The organism is Curvibacter sp. GW821-FHT09D12, assembly GCF_059416245.1.
The window spans coordinates 178,827-198,118 of the sequence record NZ_JBWKOU010000001.1; the positions used below are offsets into that span (position 1 = coordinate 178,827).

Genomic DNA, 19,292 nt, shown 5'->3' on the forward strand with positions numbered 1-19,292 from the left:
CATGAAACTAGAACCGATCCTCGATGCCCATGCCGCTCCGGTGCCCCCGGCCTTGAGCAGCGACCGCATGGGTGAGCTGTTCATCCAGGCCGGCAAGCTGTCGCGGGCCCAGGTGGAGCAGATCATCCAGTTGCAGGAGACTTCGCAACTGCGCTTTGGTGAGGCCGCACGCCAACTCAATCTGTTGTCCGAGCAGGACATCAAGGCCGTGCTGGCCCACCAGTTCAACTACGTCACGGCCACCAACCTGCGGGTGGGGCTGGATGCCACCTGTCCCCTGCCGATCGCCAATTCTCCTTACAGTCCCGAGGCAGAGGCCATCCGGCGCATCCGCTCCGAGCTGTTGCTGGAGGCGCGGGGCCTGACCCCCCTGCAACTGGCGGTGGTCAGCCCCAGCGGTGGCGAGGGGCGCACTTACATGGCTGCCAACCTGGCGTTCTCGTTTGCCCAGGTGGGCAAGCGCACCTTGCTGATCGATGCGGATTTCCGCTCCCCCAAGGTGCACGCTTACTTCAGCATGAACAACAAGAAGGGCCTGTCGGGCGTTCTGTCCGGGCGCAGCGATGTCACGCTGGACGTGATGACCATGGTGCTTCCCAACCTGTATGTGCTGCCTGCCGGCCCACTGCCACCCAATCCGCTGGAAATCCTGCAAGACCCCAACCTTTCTGCCCTGATCGACAAGCTGGCCCGTGACCTCGATGTGATCGTGGTCGACACGCCGGCCGCCACGGCGTCCTCTGACAGCAAGGTCATCGCGCGCCAGGTGGGGACCGCCCTGGTCGTGGGTCGTGAGCACCGCACCCGCATTGCCGATCTGCGTGTCACCGTGCAGGCCATGCAGGATGTCGGCGTGCGTGTTTTTGGCACGGTCTACAACCGCTTCGACGGGCGCTCTGGCGCGGGCTCATCGGAGGCCGCAGGCCCCCGTGCCTGGTGGACTGCGCTCTCGCGCCTGTTCCAGCGCGGTCGTGCGCGCTGACAGGGGGCCTGGTGGCGGTCGGTAAGCCTTTCTGGACCCATTCCTTGTTGTCCGTTGTCGATCAGGTGCTGCTCAGCGGCCTGAATTTTGCGGTCGGCATGTGCCTCATCCGCTTCGGCACCAAGAGCGACTACGGTCTCTACTCTCAGTTGTTTGCGGCCAGCCTGTTCGCCGTGGGCTTGCTGGAGGCCCTCATCGGCAGTCCTTTGACGACGCTGGCCCCTCACATGCCGCCCGCTCAGCAGGCCCTGGCCATCCGGCGGCTGCAGCGCTGGCAATGGCTGGCCGGCGCAGGTCTGGGGGTGCTGTTCGGCCTGGTGGCGGCCTGGGTCGTCTGGGATGGTGTGCCCGAGGTGGCGCCAGGGCCGGTCGGCCTGGGATTTGCCGTCTTCGTCGCCATCACCACGGTGCGGGAGTACCGTCGCACGGTCTGGTTCATCCAGGCCGACCTGCGCAGCCTGTTGCTCAGCGATGGCTTGTATGTGGTGCTGGCCCTGATCGGTGGCGCCGCGCTGGCCCTGAGCCAGCAGGTGGGGGCGGCGTCCATCCTGGCGGTGCTCAGTGGGGCCCAGGGCCTGGCCCTGATGGCCGGTCAGCGGCCTGCCCCGGCACCGGTCGACACGCCCCTGCCGGTCTGGCGTGAGACCCTGGCTGCGGTCTGGGACAAAGGCCGCTGGGCCATGCCCGGCATGGTCGTCGGCTGGTTGGGCAACTACAGCTTTCTGTACCTGGCCTCGGCCATGTCGGGGGTGGAGGCCACGGCCGAGGTCAGTGCCTCCCGTCTGCTGCTGGTTCCGGTGGGCCTCATGGTGGTGGCCTGGTCCAGGGTGGCCCGGCCTTTGGCAGGCCGACTGATCCATTCGCGCGACTGGCGTTCGTTGAATCGCCTGTCGCTGTTTTCGCTGGGGGGCATCGAGGCCCTGTCCCTGGTTTACATGCTGATGCTGGTCCTGGCCCTTCCGTGGCTGCAGGCCCACGTGCTCGGGGCCAAGTACCAGGGCATCAACGCCCTGGTGATGGCCTGGGGGGCGTACTTCCTGGTCAGTGTGGCCCGAACCATCGCCACCACCTGGCTGGTCAGCATCGGGGCGTTCCGCCAGTTGTTCATCGAAGGCTGTGTGGTCGTTCTGTTCATGTTGGCGGTGGCCAGCCTGACCATCCCGCACTGGGGTGCCCTGGGCGCGGTGATGGCCCTGATCGCGATGGAGTCCTTTGATTTTCTGCTGCTGCTCGGCCTGATCGCCTACCAGCGGCGTCGCCTGAGCCGGGAGCTTCCACATGCCTGACGTCAGCGTCTGCGTTTGCACTTTCCGGCGGCCCGAGTTGCTGAATGCCTTGCTGGCCCTGCTGGCCCAGCAGCGTCTGCCCGCCTTCGACATCGTGGTGATCGACAACGACCCCGCCCACAGTGCCTTGCCGGTCTTGCAAGCCTGGGCCGAGCGCCTGCCATTGCGTTTTGCCCACCTGCCGGAGCCCAACATCGCCAAGGCCCGCAACCTGGCCGTGGCCCAGGCATGCGGCGACTGGCTGGCGTTCATCGATGACGACGAGTGCCCGGGCCCGGATTGGCTGAAACTGCTGGTTCAAGCCCAGGCGGCGACAGGGGCTGACGGTGTGATGGCCCCTGTGCTGCCCACCTACACCGAGGCCACGCCGGCATGGATGCGCAATGCCGGCCTGTTCGATCGACGTCGTTTCAGCACCGGTACCCGCATCTTCACGGAGGATTCGCGCACCGGCAACGTGCTGCTGAGGACGGCCATGGCGCGCAGCCTGCCGGGCCCTTTTGATCCGGAATTTGGGCGCTCCGGTGGTGAAGACACGCTGTTTTTCTCGCTGCTGCACCGGGCGGGCTTTGTGTTCGTGTGGTGCGATGAGGCGGTGGTCACCGAAGAGGTCCCGGCAGATCGTGCCCGGGTGAGCTGGATCTTGCGGCGGGCTTACCGCGGCGCCCAGACCTTTGTGCGGGTCGAACTGTACCCGCTGTCGGGCCCCCGCCGCGTGCTGCGCGCAGGTGTTCTGGGCCTGCGGGCCTTGCTGCAGCTCGGGGTGGCCTGCCTGCTGGCGCTGGCCCTGAGCCCGGTGGACCGCCTGCGGGCCTTTCGTTGGCTGCGCGTGGCCTGCGCTCAACTGGGCAAGTTGTCGGCGCTGACGGGCGCGCGTTATCTCGAGTACCGGGCCTGAGGCCCTGTCGTGCCAGGACTGGGGTCGACTATTGGAGTCGAGGGGGTCGAGGGGGTCGAAGGTGTTGATGGGGGCGTTGCCGCCGCAGCCAGCAGGCGGTGGCGGCGCAGCGACCAACTCACGGCGATCGAGGAGTAAACCACCAGCATGGCCAGAAAATTCACGCCGCGCAGCAATGAACTCTCGGTCAGGTTGTGCACCAGGATCACCACGATGACGGCGCCATGGAAGGCGGCTTCACTGGCGTCATAGCGTGACAGGCGGTACAGCGTCACCAGGTGGTGGATCAAGAAGGCGGCGAACAGAACCAGGCCGACCAGGCCCAGTTCATTGAAGATGTCCAGGTAGCCGTTGTGGGCCTGGAACGGCACCCAATACATCTTGTCGATGATGGCCTGCGACGCACTGCCCTTGCCCAGCCAGAAGGCGCCATAGCCCACCCCGAGCCACGGGTGGTTCTCGATCTCGTCGAGCACCATGTCCCAGATATCGAAGCGCCCGCTGATGTCCGTTCGCTTGCCCAGCAGGTCGGCCACGGGTTTGAAGAACTCGTCCCAGGTCGGCAGTCGGCCCTGCACCACGTAAAGCACATGCAGGTAGACCAGCAGCAGTGCCACCACCACGATCAGCACCCGGCTGACGACAAACTCGTCGGCCACGTATTTCCAGCGGAACAGGGCGAAGCAGCCCACCCCCAGGGCGGTCACCAGCAGGCTGGTGGTGCTCTTCGACATCACCAGATTGAGCCCGCAAAAAACCAGCAATACCAGCAGCAGCAAGGTCGGCATGCCGCGCTGGGGGTGCGTGGCATACAGGCTGACCAGGGTCATCACGGTGAAGGCCGTCATGATGCCGTAGCTGTTCTTCTGGTCGGTGATGCCGCGCCAGGCCCCGCCGACCCAGGCCTCGTTGCCGGCGGTGGCGTACTCGATGGCCGTATCGGGGATCAAGCCCACCGCCAGCACCGACGCCACCAGCAGGAGCAGCATGGTGCCGCTCATCAGGCGCAGCCATCGCCCATGGTCCAGGCCCTGAAGTTGCAGTGCCACGCCGATCAGCACCATGCCTGCGAGTTGCACCCCCTTCTTCACCGTCACCCCGGGCTGGACTGACCACAAGGCATTCAGCAGGCAGTAAATCAGCAAGGCCAGCAGGAAGGGACTCACCTGGGCCATCACCTCCTGGAAGCGTTCGAATCGGCGCAAGGCCAGTACACCAGCCAGAAGAAACAGGCTGCCCCACTGCAACTGGATGATCGCGTTGCCGCTGCTCAGGTTCTCGGCCTGGTTGGTGAACTCCCAGCTCAGGCCGGCGGGCAGCAGCGACCACGCCAGGCTCAGCACCAGCAACAGGCTGGCCCAGGCCTGGCCTGTTGGGGCCTGGGGCGGCGGGGGCGTTGCGGCGGCTGGAGAAACCGTGTCCATGGTGCGGGCCGGATCAGGGCAGGGCGGCCGGGCGCGCCAGATAGGCCTTGGACAGGGCCTTGAACTGCCCGCCATCGTTGCGCAGCGTGGTCTGGTTGCGTTCGCCCTGGCTGAACACCACGCCCACGCCCCCGGCGGCCACCAGTTGTTCGGGGTGGGTCAGGAAGTAGTGCACCCGGTTGTCGCGCCACGGCGGGCCACTGCTGGGGGCCGGCGCGGGCACGCCCAGCGGGGTTTGCCACCACAGCAGGGGGCGTTGCAGGCCCTCGAAATAGCGCCGGGCCTGGGCCAGGTGCTGGGCAAAGTTGGGGCTGCTGGTGTTGCTTTCGTCCCAGTACCAGGGCCCGCCGTTGCGCACGCAGGCGGCTGTCCGCGATTGGGCCTCCATGCAGCCGGCGTCGCGGTCCTGGGTTTGCATGACCACGAAGTCGGCCTTGTCCGCGCCCAGCTTGAGCATGTAGGCCAAGTCACCGGCCTGCAGGTCGTGGAACATGGATGGCGGAAAACCCACATAGGTGCGTGGTGCACGCAGCCGCGCGCTGCGCAGCAGGCAGGCGGCCAGTCCGGCCACGGTGTCCGGCAGTTCGGTGCAGTCGGGGTTCAGCCGCACCAGTGCAGGGTGGCGTTGGGGGTCGGGCTGGGCGCGCTGGGTGTAGCCCCAGAAGTCGGGCTCCAGGTTCACCAGCGCTGGTTTGCCATAGCGCCCCAGCCGGTCGAACAGCAGTTGCACCTGCTGCCAGTAGGGGCCCATGAAAGCGGGGTCGGTCAGGCCGCTGATGTTGCCGTCGCCGCGGGCAGCCATCTGGTAAAGCGTGAACATCGGAACGGCGCCCACCAGTTCGGCGTGTTCGGCCACCAGATCAGCGTAGGCCCCAGCAGGGCTGTTCCAACTGAGCCAGGAGTCCTTGCCCACGCCATTGAGGTAATGCTGGTAGATGTCGGGCATCAGGCCCTGGCCCAGCACGGTGCCTGTGTCGGTCGAACCCACACCGATCAGCAGACGGCGGGGACGGCCCAGGGCCTGGGCCAGGGCGCCGGGCCGCTGGGCCAGTGGCAGGGTGGCGAGTTCGACATGGGCTGGCGCACCCGATGCGGGCGCAGGCCCGGCCTTGCCCTTGGGGCCCGCGGCGCCGCTCAGGCCCGTCAGCAGGCTCAGGCCCAGACCCAATGCCCAGACCCAGGCCGGGCGGCAGCGTGGCAGGACCGCGCGTCGGCGCGGGGCTGGGGTCGCTGGGGCGGTGCGGTCCATGTGCGCCTCCTGGGCGGTCCTGGGGTGGGTGGAAGGTCGCTGCGGTGTGGTGTGGCCCCGTCACGCCGGGCACAGCAAGACATTGACCGCAGATCGGCTGAAATTATGCCAGTCGCTTGTCGTGCATCAGGGCTGCTCTGTCGCTCTATCACTCAACTTGACGGGTGCCAGCCTGACATACGCCAAAATGGAATGCTGGCGCCAACCTTCTGGGTGTCGATATCTTCCTTTTGCCACTTGCCTGCGGCGTCAATGTCCATGAGCGATTCGTTTTCCCGGTTCCAGGCCCAGCAACGCTTTGCCTCCCTGGATGGCCTGAGGGCCTTCAGCATCCTGGGTGTGATCTGGCACCACACTGCGGCCTCGGTTCACGGGCCTTTTCTGGGCCATGTGGGGGCGGAGGGGGTGTCGTTGTTCTTTGCCATCAGCGGGTTCCTGATCACCACGCTGCTGCTGCGCGAGCAGCGCCGTCAGGGGCGTGTGGATCTCAAGGCCTTTTACGTGCGCCGCAGCTTGCGCATCTTTCCGCTGTATTACGCCACTCTGGCGCTTTATGTTTTGACGGTCTGGGTGCTGGAGCGTCATTCGCCTGTCGGGCGGGCCTTTTTTGAGAATCTGCCGTACTTTGCCACCTACACCAGCAACCTGTTTGTCGAGATCCAGGGGCGGGTCATCTTCTACTTTGCCTGGTCCCTGGCTGCCGAGGAGCAGTTCTACCTGATCTGGCCCGGCCTCATGCTGCTGCTGGGCAGCCGGGGGCGCAGCGCCTGGGCCCTGGTGCTGCTGCTGAGTCTGAGCCAATGGGCCTGGGCCAGTGGTCGCGGCAACTGGGCCTTCTTGCCCAGTCCCTTGCTGGCCGGCGCCTTGCTGGCCTTGTTGCTTGACCAGCCGCGCAGCCACGCCGTGCTGAAACGCGCCTTGGCTTGGCGCGGCGCTCCCTTGGCCTGGGCGTTGGCCCTGGGTGGGGCGCTGGCCTGGGGCGAGGCGCCGGTCCTGCTGCTGGGGGGGCTGTTTGCAATGCTGGTCGGGGCCTGTGTGGTCCGTGAGGACCACGTGCTCCAGCCCTTGCTGAGCTGGCGCCCCCTGGCCTACCTCGGCACCATCAGCTATGGGCTGTACATGTTGCACATGCTGTGCAAGAACGCGGTGCTCAAGGGGCTGGGCCTGTGGGGGCCGGCCGGGGATGGGGGGCTGGTGTTTGTCCTCACCCTGGTGACGGCCGTGCTGGCGGCCAGCTTCAGTTTCCGCTATTTCGAGTCCTGGTTTCTGCGCCGCAAGACGGCCTTTGAACGATGAGGCTGAGCCGTCCAGTCGGTGCTGGCCAGGGCGCCGCTATCATGGCGGCGCCGTGCAGTGCGCGCACTGCTCCCGATGGTTCTTTTTCTGAAATGGGCGACCCGGTTTTATGAAATGGCATCTGCTGACGCCCTACCTCCAGACTCGCCAGCAGCCCTGGATCACCGATGGCCTGACGGGCCATCAGTTCAACATCATTCCAGCCACCTACCGCCATGACGCCTTGCGTGCCCATGCCTCGGGCAGGGACTGGCTGGATTTTCTGGGTCAGACCGCCCAGGCTTGGCGCGAGGCGCGGCCTGGCGATGGTTTCCTGACGGCCTTTCCGCCCCTGGCCACCACCACCGGCGCGCTGCGCCGGCTTGGGGGGGCTCCCGGCCCTTTGGTGGCCTGGACCTTCAACCTGGGGGCCCTGCAGGGCGGGCTCAAGCACTGGCTGGCCAGCCAGGCCTTGCGAGCGGTTGATGTGTTCGTGGTGCATTCGCGCCAGGAGATCGAGGCCTACAGCCAGTGGTTGCGTCTGCCTTCGAGCCGTTTCGAGTACGTGCCCCTGGGCCGGGAACTGCGGCAGCCCTGGCTGCCCGAGGACGAAGACCAACCTTTCGTGCTGGCCATGGGCTCGGCCAACCGCGACTGGCCCACCTTGGTCGCGGCGGTGGGGGCATTGGGTTACCGCACGATCATCGTGGCGCCGCCGCGCAGCCTGGCCGGGCTGGACCTGCCACCAGGCGTCGAGCTGCGCAGCGGCCTGAGCCGTGAGCAATGCCAGGCCTTGTGTCAGCAAGCCCGGGTGAATGTGGTGCCGATCGAGAACCAGACCACGGCGTCGGGCCAGGTCACGCTGATCGAGGCCATGATGTTTGGCCGCGCCGCGGTGGCCACGCGTTGCCCTGGCACCCTGGATCTGGCAGAAGACGGTCAGCATGCCCTGCTGGTGCCTCCAGGCGATGCGTCGGCCCTGGCAGACCGCATCGAAGCATTGTGGCTGGACAGTGCCTGGCGCGCACGCCTGGGCCGTGCGGCCGCGGCCCATGTGCAGGCTGAATTCTCGGAGCAGGCCGAAGCTCGCCATCTACAACGCCTGCTGGATCGTTTCGGCTCGCCGTGAAGCCAGGTCGGGCTCAGCAGATAATCAGAGCCCCGGGTCCGTGGATTCTTGTGGTCCGCCCCTCTCATTTTTTCTGTCTTTCGAGTTGCGCCGTCTGACCATGTCTTCGTGTCCTTTTCCTGAGCAGAGTCCACGTCGTCAGGCCTGGGGCCCGCGCCTGCGTGGCCTGCTCCTGGCCACGCTGGGCGTTGGCGGGGCGGGCTCGGCCAGTGCCGTGGTCGAACTGTCCGTGCAACTGGACAGCAGTTGGGCCAGCGACAGCAACCCCTTGCGTCTGCCGGCGGGTGCCGACACCCAGGCTTTGTTGGGGCGTTCGGGTCCAGGTGACAGTGTGATGTCGGTCGATCTGCGCGCAGCCATGATCGTCCCGCTCGGATCGGACGACACCCGGCTGGAACTCAAGGCTGCCGAGGGCAAGCGCCAGTATCAGAAGCAAACGCAGCTGGACCATGAGATCCACCAGTTCGATGCCCGCCTGTTCTGGCAGCTCAGCCCTTTGTTACGGGGGCGTCTCAGTTACGGGACCGATGATCGGCTCTACCAGCCCCAGAACGCCATTCAGGTCGGACGAGACTTGATGCGTCAGCAGCAAGGGGGCTCGGAATTCGCGCTGCGCATCACCGAAGACCTGTCCTTGCCCATCACCCTGGAACGCGCCTCGGTGCGGCACGAGAACCCTCAGAACCAGTTCCTGGATCGCAACGATCAGACGCTGCAACTGGCGCTGCGCTACACCTCGCCGCTGGGCTCCAGCCTCAGCGTGGGCAGCCGGCGCACCGCCGTGGACTACCCGAATCGGGCTGCCGCCGATGCCGCCATCCTCGACACCCACTACACCGACCGGCTCTACTTTGCCGACGTCGACTGGGTCTACAGCCCGCTGACCCGGGTCGGGGGGCGCCTGGGCTGGTTGCAGCGGCAATACGAGACCCTTGGGCAGAACGATTTTGACCACCGTCTGCTCACCCTGCGGGCCAGCTACCAGCCGTCGCCCCTGAGCCGATTCGATGTGGAGTGGGGCCGTCGCCTGTATGACTCGGGCACCCCTTCGGCGCTGTATTACCTGGCCAGTGGCCTGCGGCTGGGGCTGGATTGGCGCCTCACCGAACTCACCCGGCTGCGCCTGATGGCCGCGCATGACCGCCAGCAGAACCAGGGGGCCGCGGTGGCCGGCGCCCCCCTGGGGCAGCCCGACAACCAGGTCAATCGCCTGGGCGCCTCGATCGACTACGCCATCAGCCAGGGCTGGCGCCTGTATGCCGAGGGCCAGCGCGATCGTTTCACCACCGTGGGGGGCGGTACCTCGATCCAACAGAACGTGTTGCGTCTGGGGCTTGAGTACACCTACGAGAACGTGGCCGGCACAGCAGTTCGTGCCGGGCTGGGGCGGCGACCATGAGCCTGTCCCTGCTGAGTCGCGCCGACCGGTGGCTGGCCCGCCGTGTCGCCCGCCGCCTGTTGCCACTCGGGCAGGGGCCGGGGGTGCTGAGCATCAGTTTTGACGATGCGCCGGCCAGCGCCTGCCGTCTCGGTCGCCAACTGCTGGAGGACGAGGGGGCACGGGGCACGTGGTACATCGCCGGGGGGCTGACCGACCAACTTGAGCAGGGGCAGCTGTGCCATGCCGTGGCTGATTTGCAGGCTTTGGCCGAGGGCGGGCACGAGCTGGGTTGCCACACGTTCTCGCATCGCCCCTGCGCAGGACTCAGCCCGCAACAGCTGCACGACGAAATCCGTCGCAATGCGGATTTCTTCATCCGTGACGTGGGCGTGCCGGCCCCCCGCCATTTCTCGTTTCCGCTCGGGGATTACGGGGTGTTGTCCAAGCACCTGGCGGCGGCGCATTTTGACTCCTTGCGCCTGACCCGTCCTGGCATTCACCAGGGTCAGGTCGACCTGAACGGCTTGCAGGCCCAAGCGCTGTACGGCGACGGTTTGGCGGCGGCGGCCTTGCAGGCCCTGATCGAACAGACCGCCGCCAGTGGGGGCTGGCTGATCCTGTACACCCATGCGGTCACCGAGCCCGCGGTGCGCTGGGGCTGCACGCCGACCCAGTTGAAACAGGCCCTGCGCTGGGCCCGTCAGGCCGGCTGCGACATCCTGCCCGTGGGGCAGGCGGTCGACCGTTTCAGGGCCCGGGCGTTGCGGGCCTGAGTTTCAGGCTTATTTCAGGCTCAGCACCCAGCTGGCCAGCTTCTTGGCTTCGGCCTCGTTCACCTGGGTGTTTGCGGGCATGGGCACGGGGCCCCAGACGCCGCCACCGCCCTTGAGGATCTTGCTGCTCAGCTTGTCCACGGCGTCTTTCTGGCCAGCGTACTTGGCAGCGACATCCTTGTAGGCCGGGCCCACCACTTTTTTGTCCACCGAGTGGCAGGCCATGCAGTTCTTGGAGGTGGCCAGCGCCAGGTCGGCCATGGCCGGTGCTGCAAAGGCGAGGGCGGCGGCAAGGGTGAACAGGGTGCGCTTCATGATCATCTCGTGTCCGTGGGTTGCGTTACATTGTGATTCGGGAATTGTAGGGGTCTTGTCTTCCGCCGTGGAGGCAGGTGTTGGTCAATCCTCACATTGGAGTGCGTGATGTATTTTCTGGGCCTGGGCCTGATCCTGTTGCTGCTCAAATACCTGGAGATCGGTTTTGTCGCGACCTGGAGCTGGTACGTGATCGGTGTGCCATTTGCTTTGGCGGCGCTGTGGTGGGTCTGGGCCGATTCTTCGGGCTACACCAAGCGGCGGGCCATGGACAAAATGGAGAAACGCCGCCGCGACCGCATTGAACGGCAGAAGGAAGCCCTGGGCGTGGGCATCCGCAAACGGCGCTGAGGCTTCGCGCCAACCCGGGCGCGCCAAGCCGACTTGCTGAGCGACCTGCCCCGTGATGGCGCCTGTAGCGCCTTGGTCACAAAGTCCGTGTTGTTTGGTAAACCTTAATGCGAGTTGTTATCATTAACATGTAAACTTGCGCTTCACCAAATAACAACAATCCCGATTCATTGGAGTGTCGTGGCGCGGGGGCGAAGGTCCTTGTCCGGCGGCGGCCTTGGGTGAGCCGGGCAGACTGATCATGGCGTTTCACCTTCTCCGCCCGCGCAAGTGCGAGGCGATGGGCCCGCGGCCGTCTCGTTGGCTGGCTGGCCTGACCCTGTTGGGCGTGGGCCTTGTGCTGGCTGCCTGTGGCGGTGGGGGCGGTTCTTCCGCCTCGACCAGTTCAGACAGTCTTTCGGCTGCCGCTGCGCTGGGGCAGAAAATCTTCAACGACCCTTCGTTGTCGGCCTCGGGCAAGATGTCCTGTGCCACCTGCCACGATGCCACTTTGGGCCACGCCTCGCCTTTCGGCGGCGCCGTGGTGGCCGGCGGGCCCGCGCTGGACCAGCCCGGCACCCGCACCCCGCCCGCGCTCAACTACCTGCGCTACAACACCGCGTTCTTCTTTGCCAGCGACGGCACCCCCACGGGGGGCTTTACCTGGGACGGCCGAGCCAGTTCGCTGGCTGATCAGGCCGTTCGACCGTTCTTGAGTGCCAATGAAATGGCCAACAGCGACGCGGCGGCCGTCATCGCCAAGCTGGCCCAGGCCTCTTACGCGGCCGAGTTCAAGGCCGCATTTGGTCAGGGCATCTTCGATCAACCTCAGACCGCGTTCGATCGCGTGACCTATGCACTGGAGCGCTACCAGCGCGAGGACCCCGATTTCGCGCCCTTCAGCAGCAAGTTCGATCGGTTCACCGCCGGTTCAGTGGCCTTGAGCGATGCCGAACTGCGCGGCTTGGCCTGGTTCAACCGCAGCGACAAGGGCAACTGTGCTGCCTGCCACCCCAGCACCAAGCCGGCCAATGCGCCAGGCGCGCTGTTCACCGATTTCACCTTCGACAGCCTGGGGGTGCCGCGCAACACCGAGATCGCGGCCAATGCCGACCCGGCCTTCTACGACCTGGGCTTGTGTGGTCCCTCGCGCACCGACCTCAGCGCCCGCACGGACCTTTGTGGCCTGTTCAAGGTGCCCAGCCTGCGCAACGTGGCCCTGCGCAAGCGCTTCTTCCACAACGGCAGGTTCAGCTCATTGGAGGACGTGGTGCGCTTTTATGTGCAGCGCGACACCAACCCCGAGAAGTGGTACCCGCTCGATGCCGGTGGCCAGCCCGTCAAGTTCAACGACCTGCCACCCGCGCTGCGCGGCAATGTGAACACCACCGAGGGGCCCTACAACCGCCCATTGGGCGGGGAACCGGCCCTCAACGAGTCTGAAATCCAGGACCTGGTGGCTTTCCTGCGCACCTTGAGTGACGGCTACAAGCCCTGAGAACTGAACGCTGCTCCCCCACCGCCCCCCATTTCAATTTGCGAAAGCCCCCATGAGCAACAAGTCCCTTCCACTTTTCCGTTGCAGCGCCCTGGCGCTGGCCACCCTGGTCCTGACCGGCACGGCCCAGGCGCAGACCCCGCCCCCGGCGGCCTTGCCTGAGGTGCTGGCCGAGCTGCGTCAACTGCGCGAAGAATTGAAGCAGGTGCGCGCAGAACTTGACACCGTCAAGCGGCAACAGGCCCAGCCTGGGCAGGGGGCTGCGCCCGCGGGCGCTGGCGCCTGGGCCGGATACGGCGGCGCGACCGCCAAGGCGGGTGAACCCACGACCACGACGGTGGCCACGGCGGCCCCGGCCGCCGAGCCCGCACGGGCCGTGGACAATCCGCTGAGCTTCTTCGGCTATGCCGAAATGAACTACAGCCGGCCGCGCAACAACGCCTCGGGCGCCACCGCCACCCTGCGCCGCGGCGTGCTGGGTTTTGCCTACCGCTTCAACGAGCGCACCCGCATGGCGGCCGAACTGGAAGTTGAGAACGCCGTGGTGTCGGCCTCGGACAAGGGTGAGGTGGAGTTCGAGCAGATGTACATCGAGCACGACCTCACCGACAGCCTGTCGGCCAAGGCGGGCCTGTTTCTGATGCCGGTGGGTTACCTCAATGAAAGCCACGAGCCCACGCGCTACTTCGGCGTGAACCGCAACCTGGTCGAGACCGCCATCATCCCCAGCACCTGGCGCGAAATGGGCCTGGGCCTGCGTGGCACCACGGCGGGCGGCCTGCGCTGGGACGCGGGCATGGTCACCAGCTTTGACCTGACCAAGTGGGACGCCGCCAGCAGCGAGGGACGCGACTCCCCACTGGGCGCGATCCATCAGGAGGGGCAACTGGCCAAGGCCCGCAACGCCGCCTTCTACGGCGCGCTCAACTACAACGGCATCCCGGGCTTCAATGTGGGCGGCAGCGTGTTCAATGGCGGCGTGGGTCAGAAGCAGACCAGCTTCGCCGCGCCCAATGCCTCGCTCACCCTGGCTGAACTGCACACCCGCTGGCAACCCGGTCGCTGGGATCTGTCGGCCCTGGCGGCCCAGGGCCGCTTCAGCGACATCTCGGCCCTCAACGCCACCTTTGCAGGTCAGGCCACGCCGGTGCCCAGCCGCTTTGGCGGCTGGTATGCCCAGGCTGCCTATCGGGTCTGGAGCCAGGGCGAATACGCGGCTGTGCCGTTTGCCCGTTACGAGCGCCTGAACACGGCCAGCGCCTACACCGGCTTGCCGGTGGGCCTGTCGCCCTCCATCCTGCCCGACGTGCGGGTGATGACCGTGGGCACCAGCTTCTACCTGAACCCGCAGGTGGTGCTCAAGGCCGATTTCCAGCGCTACCTCAGCGACAAGTCGCTGGACATGTTCAACCTGGGCGTGGGCTTCCACTTCTGATCGAGCACCGCGATTCGCTAACATCGGGGCCCCTGTCACTCGCCTTGGCTGAAAGCCGCACACCATGATCACCCGGCGTCAAACCCTGCAGAAAATTGCGCTCGGCGCACCGCCTCTGGTGTGGACCGCGCAGGCCTTTGCCGCCAGTTTTCTGAGCCTGGAGCAGGCCCAGCGGGCCTTGCTGCCGCAGGCCACCGACTTTGTCGAGCAGGCGCTGGCGCCTGATGTGGCCGCGCTCAAGGCGGCCGGTCTGGGGGTGCCGTCTGGCTATGCGCCCAAGGCCTGGATCGGGCGCGCGGGTGAGGCCGTGCAAGGCTGGGTCTTGCTGGATCGCGTGGTGGGCAAGTACGAGCTGATCGACTATGCCGCAGGTTTCAACACCCAGGGCCAGGTCAGCGGCGTCGAGGTGCTGGTCTATCGCGAGTCGCATGGGGCCGAGATCCGTACCCCCGCCTGGCGACGCCAGTTCGAGGGCCGCAAAGGCCCCTCGCAGATCCGTTTTGGCGACGACATCCGCAATATTTCGGGCGCCACCCTGTCTTGCCAGCACGTGACCGAAGGCGTGCAACGCCTCAGCGCCCTGGTGCAGGGCCTGGTCAAGGCGCGCGAGGGCCGCTGATTTGCTGCACCAACGCGCCCGCCCCCTGCTGGGCACCCTGGTGATGCTGCGTCTGCGCGACGACAGCGCGGCTCGGGCTGAGCAGGCCATGGCCCAGGCCTTCGACGAGGTGGCACAGGTGGACCGCCTCATGAGCGCGCACCAGACCGGCAGCGAGTTGCATCGTCTGGCCAGCGCGCGTGCCGGCGACCTGATCGACCTTCACCCCCACACCGCGCGGGTGTTGACGCTGGCCCACCATTGGCAGCGCCAGAGCGCGGGGGCCTTCGACCCCTTGCGGGCGGGCGTGGAACTGGCTCGGCGAGGCCTGCGCCCCGCGCTGGCACCGGCCTTGGGCCAGGCCCTGGCCAGCTGGCAGGGGCTGCGCTGGCTGACACCCCTCACTTTGCGCGTCGACGGTGCGATGCCGCTCGACCTGGGCGGCATTGCCAAAGGCTATGCGGTGGATTGCGCCCTGGCCGTGTTGCGCCAGCAGGGCGTGCCCGCCGCTTTGGTCAATGCCGGGGGCGATCTGCGAGCCTACGGGCCCGCGCCCTGGCCGATCGAATTGCGCCTGCCCGAGGCGCCCACGCGAACCCGACGCCAGCCCGGTCTGCGGGGCCTGCACAACGCGGCCCTGGCCTCGTCGGTGACGGGGCCGCAGCGCGCCGACTGGGTGTCCACCGGGCGGATGCGCCCGGGCTCGCCAGGCCGGCGTTGGCAAGCACCCACCGCCTGCACCGTGATGGCGCCCGATTGCGTGAGCGCCGATGCCCTGACCAAGTGGGTGCTGCAGGGCCCGGCAGGTGTGCCTCGGGGGCGCCTGGCACGGGTGTTGCGCGCCCAAGGCGCACGGGTGTGGCTGACATGAACCGGCGCCACCCACCCCATCATGGGTCGCACCGTCCGCAGCGCTGGCGGGCCGGCTGGAGCCGACGTGGCATCGGCGCCCTGGTTGGGCTGCTGCTGGGGCTGTGGCTCAGCGGCATGGCTTTGTGGGCCTGGGGCGGCGAGTGGTCGCCTGACACCCCCCCTTGGCAAACGCAGGCGCACCGCGCGGCCCAGGTGTTGCATGGGGTGCTGGTGTGGGCCGTGTGCGCTCTGGCCGGGCGCTGGCTGGGGCCCCATGCCTTGCAGATGTGGGGGCGCAGAGGCGCCCGCGTGGCCTGGTGGCTGGGCCTGGCCACCGCGGCCCTGGGCGGTTGGGTGGCCTTGGCCGGCCTGGGCCTGCTGTATGGGCCGGCCGACTGGCGCGAGGCCCTGGTGTCCCTGCACTGGTGGCCCGGCCTGCTGTGGCCTTTGCTGGCCTTGGGGCATGGTCTGTACCACCGCTGGCTGGGGCGCTGAAGTCCCGCGCTGAAGGCGGGCGGAGCAGGGGGGCGGGTCCGCTGCCATCGGGGCTTCACGTTCTGCGGGCACAATCTCGCGCATGCTGATCTACCCGCAATTCAACCCCGTGGCCCTGCAGCTGGGGCCCTTGTCCGTGCATTGGTACGGCCTGACCTACCTGGCTGCCTTCGGCCTGTTCATGCTGCTGGGCATTCAACGCCTCAAACACCTGCCTTATGCCGCTCTGCAAGGGCCGCAGGCCTGGAGCCGGCGCGATGTCGAGGACATCCTGTTCTACGGTGTGCTGGGCGTGGTGTTGGGCGGGCGCCTGGGCTACTGCCTGTTCTACAAGCCCCTGCACTACTTGAGCCACCCACTCGAGATCCTGCAGATCTGGACCGGTGGCATGAGCTTTCACGGTGGCCTGCTCGGCGTGATCGTGGCCTTGGTGTGGTTTGCCCGGGCCCACCGCCGCCCGTGGTTGCAGGTGACCGACTTTGTGGCCCCTTGCGTGCCCACCGGCCTGGCCGCCGGGCGGGTGGGGAATTTCATCAATGGCGAACTGTGGGGGCGTTTCAGCCCGCCAGACCTGCCTTGGGGCATGGTGTTCCCGCAGTCGGGCTCGATGTTGCCGCGCCACCCCTCGCAGGTCTACCAGATGCTGCTGGAAGGGCTGCTGCTGTTCGTGCTGCTGTGGCTGTATGCACGCAAGCCCCGTCGCCTGGGGGAGGTGTCTGCCGCTTTCCTGCTGGGCTATGGCGTGTTCCGTTTCACGGCTGAGTATTTCCGCGAGCCCGATGCCTTCCTGGGCTTGTTGTCCATGGGCATGAGCATGGGCCAGTGGCTGTGCGTGCCGATGGTGGTGGGCGGCGCTTTGATGTGGCGCTGGGCCCAGCGCCAGCCCTTGCCTGGCGCTCGCGCCGGCTGAGAGGGATCAGCCTGGGGGCAGGCTGCCCCCAGGGGCAGCGCGCCCTGGCGGGCAAGGCCTGTCAGGCCGTCAGGGCGTGGCCTGAACCGCCTCCAATCACGCGACATGGGCCCCGCCTGCGGGGGTAAACACCGAGCTTCGAGTGCTTGCCTTGTGCGCCCAAATCAAAATAATTAGCTGTAATTATGAAAAATTACAGAACCGCCCCCTTCTGCTGTCGCGCCTTCCGTCGGGCCTCCGGCAGGCTGGGGCAGGGTGCTCATGCGGCATCGGAGCAGCCATGCGCCTGAAGCCCAACTCCTTGCACAGCGAGGTGGCCGATCAGTTGCGTGAGCGCATCTTCAATGGCGAGCTGGCGCCGGGCATGTTTCTGGACGAGGTGGCCCTGTGCGAGCGCCTGTCCATCTCTCGCACCCCCCTGCGCGAGGCCTTGAAGGTGCTGAGCGCCGAGGGCCTGTTGCGCCACGAGCCGCGCCGTGGCTGTTTCGTCAACGAGGTGACCGAGCGTGATCTGGACGAGATCTTCCCCCTCATCGCCTTGCTGGAGGGGCGCTGCGCCTACGAGGCAGCCCGCCATGTCAACGACGCCGACCTGGCCGCACTGGCGGTCTTGCACCAACAACTGCAGGCCTGCGCGCAGGCCCAGCAACTGACCGAGTACTACCAGGTCAATTACCAGATCCACGAGGCCATCATCCGCCTGGCCGACAACCGCTGGCTGGCCCAGACGATTGGTGATTTGCGCAAGATCCTGCGCCTGGCCCGCCTGCAGTCCTTGCAGGCCCCGGGGCGCATCGGCCAAAGCCTGTCCGAGCACCTGGCGGTGCTGGCGGCTTTGACGGCCCGCGATCCCGAAGGGGCCGAGGCCGCCATGAGAACCCATTTGTTGCGTCAGCGTGAGGCGCTGCGTGATCTGGCCCGTCAACAACCCAGCCGAGTGCTCGCATGAACGCCACTACCACCTGGATCAGCCGCCGTGTCTCCAAACTGTTGCCTGCCGCTCTGGCCAAGGATGATGCGGCTGCGGGCGCTCCGGTGAAGAGCGACGCACCCACGCCCCCCTTGCGGGGCCCCGGCAGTGCGCCGGCGCCCAGCCCGCGTGGCAAGCCGGCCCAACGCAGCACCCGCGAGCGCCTGGACGCCACCCTGCGCCAGGGCGACGAGGCTTTGTCGCCACGCATGTTGCGGCGCGCCCTGGAGGAACTGCGCGGCATCGTCGACCCGCGGGTCAGCGAGGTCGAGGGCGGGCGCCGGGCCGCAGCCCTGGCGGTCTGGTACCAAGGGGCCACACCGGCCCGCCGGCGCGATCTGTGGCTGTTGATGAGCGAGATGTTTGTGGCCGACGCCGACAAGGCCCGCGAGGCCCAGGCCCGTTTTGCGGCCGCGGTGGGGACCGCTGACGAGGCCGTGGCCGAGGTGCACTACCGCCGCGCCACCGTGTCGCCACGCCGGCGCCTGCTGCAGCGCTTCAGTGTCTACCCGGGCGGGGTGCAGTTTCTGGTCGATCTGCGCGCCGAGCTGCAATCCCATCTCAAGGCGGACAAGCGCCTGCAGGCCCTCGATGTCGAGATGGAGTACATGTTCTCCACCTGGTTCGATGTGGGTTTTCTGGACCTGCGCCGCATCAGCTGGGATTCGCCTGCGTCACTGATCGAGAAGCTGATCCAGTACGAGGCCGTGCACGACATCAAGAGCTGGGCCGACGTGAAGAACCGCCTCGACAGCGATCGCCGCTGCTATGGCTTCTTTCACCCGCGCCTGCCTGAGGTCCCCCTGATCTTCATCGAGGTGGCCCTGCTGGACGACATGGCCAGCGACATCGTGCCCCTGCTCGATGAGTCGGCGGCGGCCGCAGACCTGCAGAAGGCCACCACGGCGATCTTCTATTCGATCAGCAACACCCAGGTCGGCTTGCGCGGCGTGAGCTTCGGCGACTCGCTGATCAAGCGCGTGGTCGAGACACTCAAGGATGAGTTCCCCAAGCTCAAGACCTTTGCCACCCTGTCGCCCATTCCGGGCCTGCGGTCCTGGCTGCAGCGTCACCTGGCGGCCCAGCTGGAGCGCCTGGACGAGCGAGCGCTGCGCGAGCTGGGGCGGGCTGTCAGCTTCGAGCCGCCGAGCGCTGAACATGTGCTGGGGGCCCTGGACAAGCCGCTGGCCCTGGAGGCCAAGTCGCCCGTGCGCCAGTTGCTGCTGCGCTGTGCCGCCCAGTACCTGGGGGCCGAGTGGCAAGAGGGCAAGCCGCTGGACCCGGTGGCACGCTTCCACCTGGGCAATGGCGCCCGGGTCGAACGGCTGAACTGGGCCGGTGATCCCTCATCCAAGGGGCTCAAACAGTCGTATGGCCTGATGGTCAACTACCTGTATGACCTCAAGCGCCTGGACAAGCACCGGGGCCAGTTGGCCCAGGGGCGCATCCCCATGGCCCCCGAGATCGAGGCCCTGCTCAAGCCCTGAAGCCG

At 66.9% G+C, this 19,292-nt stretch carries 19 protein-coding genes; 16 read left to right on the plus strand and 3 right to left on the minus strand.

Features of this window, described 5'->3' with window-relative positions:
- Position 1 precedes the first annotated feature (1 nt).
- The 3 genes from AC07PT_RS00875 to AC07PT_RS00885 are packed head-to-tail and all read left to right on the plus strand — an operon-like array spanning position 2 to position 3,166.
- Entirely contained in the window at positions 2 to 982 is a 981-nt protein-coding gene (locus AC07PT_RS00875) for a polysaccharide biosynthesis tyrosine autokinase (RefSeq protein WP_492345059.1), read from the plus strand.
- Between the two features lie 44 nt (positions 983 to 1,026).
- A complete protein-coding gene (locus AC07PT_RS00880) occupies positions 1,027 to 2,268 on the plus strand; it encodes an MATE family efflux transporter (RefSeq protein WP_492345060.1) in 1,242 nt (413 codons plus the stop codon).
- On the plus strand, positions 2,261 to 3,166 hold the full coding sequence (locus AC07PT_RS00885) for a glycosyltransferase family 2 protein (RefSeq protein ID WP_494655502.1): 906 nt from the start codon (positions 2,261 to 2,263) through the stop codon (positions 3,164 to 3,166). The genes AC07PT_RS00880 and AC07PT_RS00885 overlap by 8 nt, the downstream gene beginning before the upstream one ends.
- Here the strand turns inward: AC07PT_RS00885 and AC07PT_RS00890 are convergent.
- On the minus strand, positions 3,145 to 4,590 hold the full coding sequence (locus AC07PT_RS00890) for an O-antigen ligase family protein (protein ID WP_494655503.1): 1,446 nt from the start codon (positions 4,588 to 4,590) through the stop codon (positions 3,145 to 3,147). The two genes, AC07PT_RS00885 and AC07PT_RS00890, sit on opposite strands and share 22 nt — an antisense overlap.
- A gap of 13 nt (positions 4,591 to 4,603) precedes the next feature.
- Positions 4,604 to 5,839, minus strand: coding sequence for a hypothetical protein (locus AC07PT_RS00895; protein WP_494655504.1), 1,236 nt, complete (start codon positions 5,837 to 5,839; stop codon positions 4,604 to 4,606).
- A 258-nt stretch (positions 5,840 to 6,097) separates the two neighbouring features.
- Between AC07PT_RS00895 and AC07PT_RS00900 the strand changes: the two genes are divergently transcribed.
- The 4 genes from AC07PT_RS00900 (at position 6,098) to AC07PT_RS00915 (ending at position 10,397) form a co-directional block, all read left to right on the plus strand.
- Positions 6,098 to 7,135 carry an acyltransferase family protein gene (locus AC07PT_RS00900; RefSeq protein WP_494655505.1) on the plus strand — a complete coding sequence of 346 codons (1,038 nt, stop codon included), beginning with the start codon at positions 6,098 to 6,100 and terminating at the stop codon, positions 7,133 to 7,135.
- 109 nt (positions 7,136 to 7,244) lie between these two features.
- Positions 7,245 to 8,243, plus strand: coding sequence for a glycosyltransferase family 4 protein (locus AC07PT_RS00905; protein WP_494655506.1), 999 nt, complete (start codon positions 7,245 to 7,247; stop codon positions 8,241 to 8,243).
- Positions 8,244 to 8,343: 100 nt separating this feature from the next.
- On the plus strand, positions 8,344 to 9,642 hold the full coding sequence (locus AC07PT_RS00910) for a hypothetical protein (RefSeq protein WP_494655507.1): 1,299 nt from the start codon (positions 8,344 to 8,346) through the stop codon (positions 9,640 to 9,642).
- The gene (locus AC07PT_RS00915; protein ID WP_492345067.1) at positions 9,639 to 10,397 is read left to right on the plus strand and encodes a polysaccharide deacetylase family protein; all 759 of its coding nucleotides are present in this window, start codon (positions 9,639 to 9,641) and stop codon (positions 10,395 to 10,397) included. The genes AC07PT_RS00910 and AC07PT_RS00915 overlap by 4 nt, the downstream gene beginning before the upstream one ends.
- Before the next feature lie 9 nt (positions 10,398 to 10,406).
- Here AC07PT_RS00915 and AC07PT_RS00920 read toward each other — a convergent pair whose 3' ends face one another.
- On the minus strand, positions 10,407 to 10,712 hold the full coding sequence (locus AC07PT_RS00920; protein WP_494655508.1) for a c-type cytochrome: 306 nt from the start codon (positions 10,710 to 10,712) through the stop codon (positions 10,407 to 10,409).
- Positions 10,713 to 10,820: 108 nt separating this feature from the next.
- On the opposite strand from AC07PT_RS00920, the gene AC07PT_RS00925 reads away from it, so the two are divergent.
- The 9 genes from AC07PT_RS00925 to AC07PT_RS00965 all read left to right on the plus strand — a co-directional run bounded on the left by AC07PT_RS00925 (position 10,821) and on the right by AC07PT_RS00965 (position 19,287).
- Positions 10,821 to 11,063 (plus strand): TIGR04438 family Trp-rich protein, encoded by a 243-nt coding sequence (locus tag AC07PT_RS00925; RefSeq protein WP_494655509.1) that lies wholly within the window; start codon positions 10,821 to 10,823, stop codon positions 11,061 to 11,063.
- 241 nt (positions 11,064 to 11,304) lie between these two features.
- The gene (locus AC07PT_RS00930) at positions 11,305 to 12,540 is read left to right on the plus strand and encodes a cytochrome-c peroxidase (protein WP_492345070.1); all 1,236 of its coding nucleotides are present in this window, start codon (positions 11,305 to 11,307) and stop codon (positions 12,538 to 12,540) included.
- A 52-nt stretch (positions 12,541 to 12,592) separates the two neighbouring features.
- On the plus strand, positions 12,593 to 13,975 hold the full coding sequence (locus tag AC07PT_RS00935) for a hypothetical protein (protein WP_494655510.1): 1,383 nt from the start codon (positions 12,593 to 12,595) through the stop codon (positions 13,973 to 13,975).
- Positions 13,976 to 14,039: 64 nt separating this feature from the next.
- A complete protein-coding gene (locus AC07PT_RS00940; protein WP_492345072.1) occupies positions 14,040 to 14,594 on the plus strand; it encodes an FMN-binding protein in 555 nt (184 codons plus the stop codon).
- A 1-nt stretch (position 14,595) separates the two neighbouring features.
- Positions 14,596 to 15,444: an FAD:protein FMN transferase gene (locus AC07PT_RS00945; protein ID WP_494655511.1), complete on the plus strand. Its 849-nt coding sequence runs from the start codon at positions 14,596 to 14,598 to the stop codon at positions 15,442 to 15,444.
- Complete coding sequence (locus tag AC07PT_RS00950; RefSeq protein WP_492345074.1) at positions 15,432 to 15,920, plus strand: hypothetical protein; 489 nt, start codon at positions 15,432 to 15,434, stop codon at positions 15,918 to 15,920. The genes AC07PT_RS00945 and AC07PT_RS00950 overlap by 13 nt, the downstream gene beginning before the upstream one ends.
- An 82-nt stretch (positions 15,921 to 16,002) precedes the next feature.
- Entirely contained in the window at positions 16,003 to 16,830 is an 828-nt protein-coding gene (lgt, locus tag AC07PT_RS00955; RefSeq protein WP_494655512.1) for a prolipoprotein diacylglyceryl transferase, read from the plus strand.
- A 280-nt stretch (positions 16,831 to 17,110) separates the two neighbouring features.
- Positions 17,111 to 17,779, plus strand: coding sequence for a GntR family transcriptional regulator (locus tag AC07PT_RS00960; protein WP_492345076.1), 669 nt, complete (start codon positions 17,111 to 17,113; stop codon positions 17,777 to 17,779).
- Entirely contained in the window at positions 17,776 to 19,287 is a 1,512-nt protein-coding gene (locus tag AC07PT_RS00965; protein ID WP_494655513.1) for a malonyl-CoA decarboxylase, read from the plus strand. Before AC07PT_RS00960 ends, AC07PT_RS00965 begins: the two co-directional genes overlap by 4 nt.
- Positions 19,288 to 19,292 lie beyond the last annotated feature (5 nt).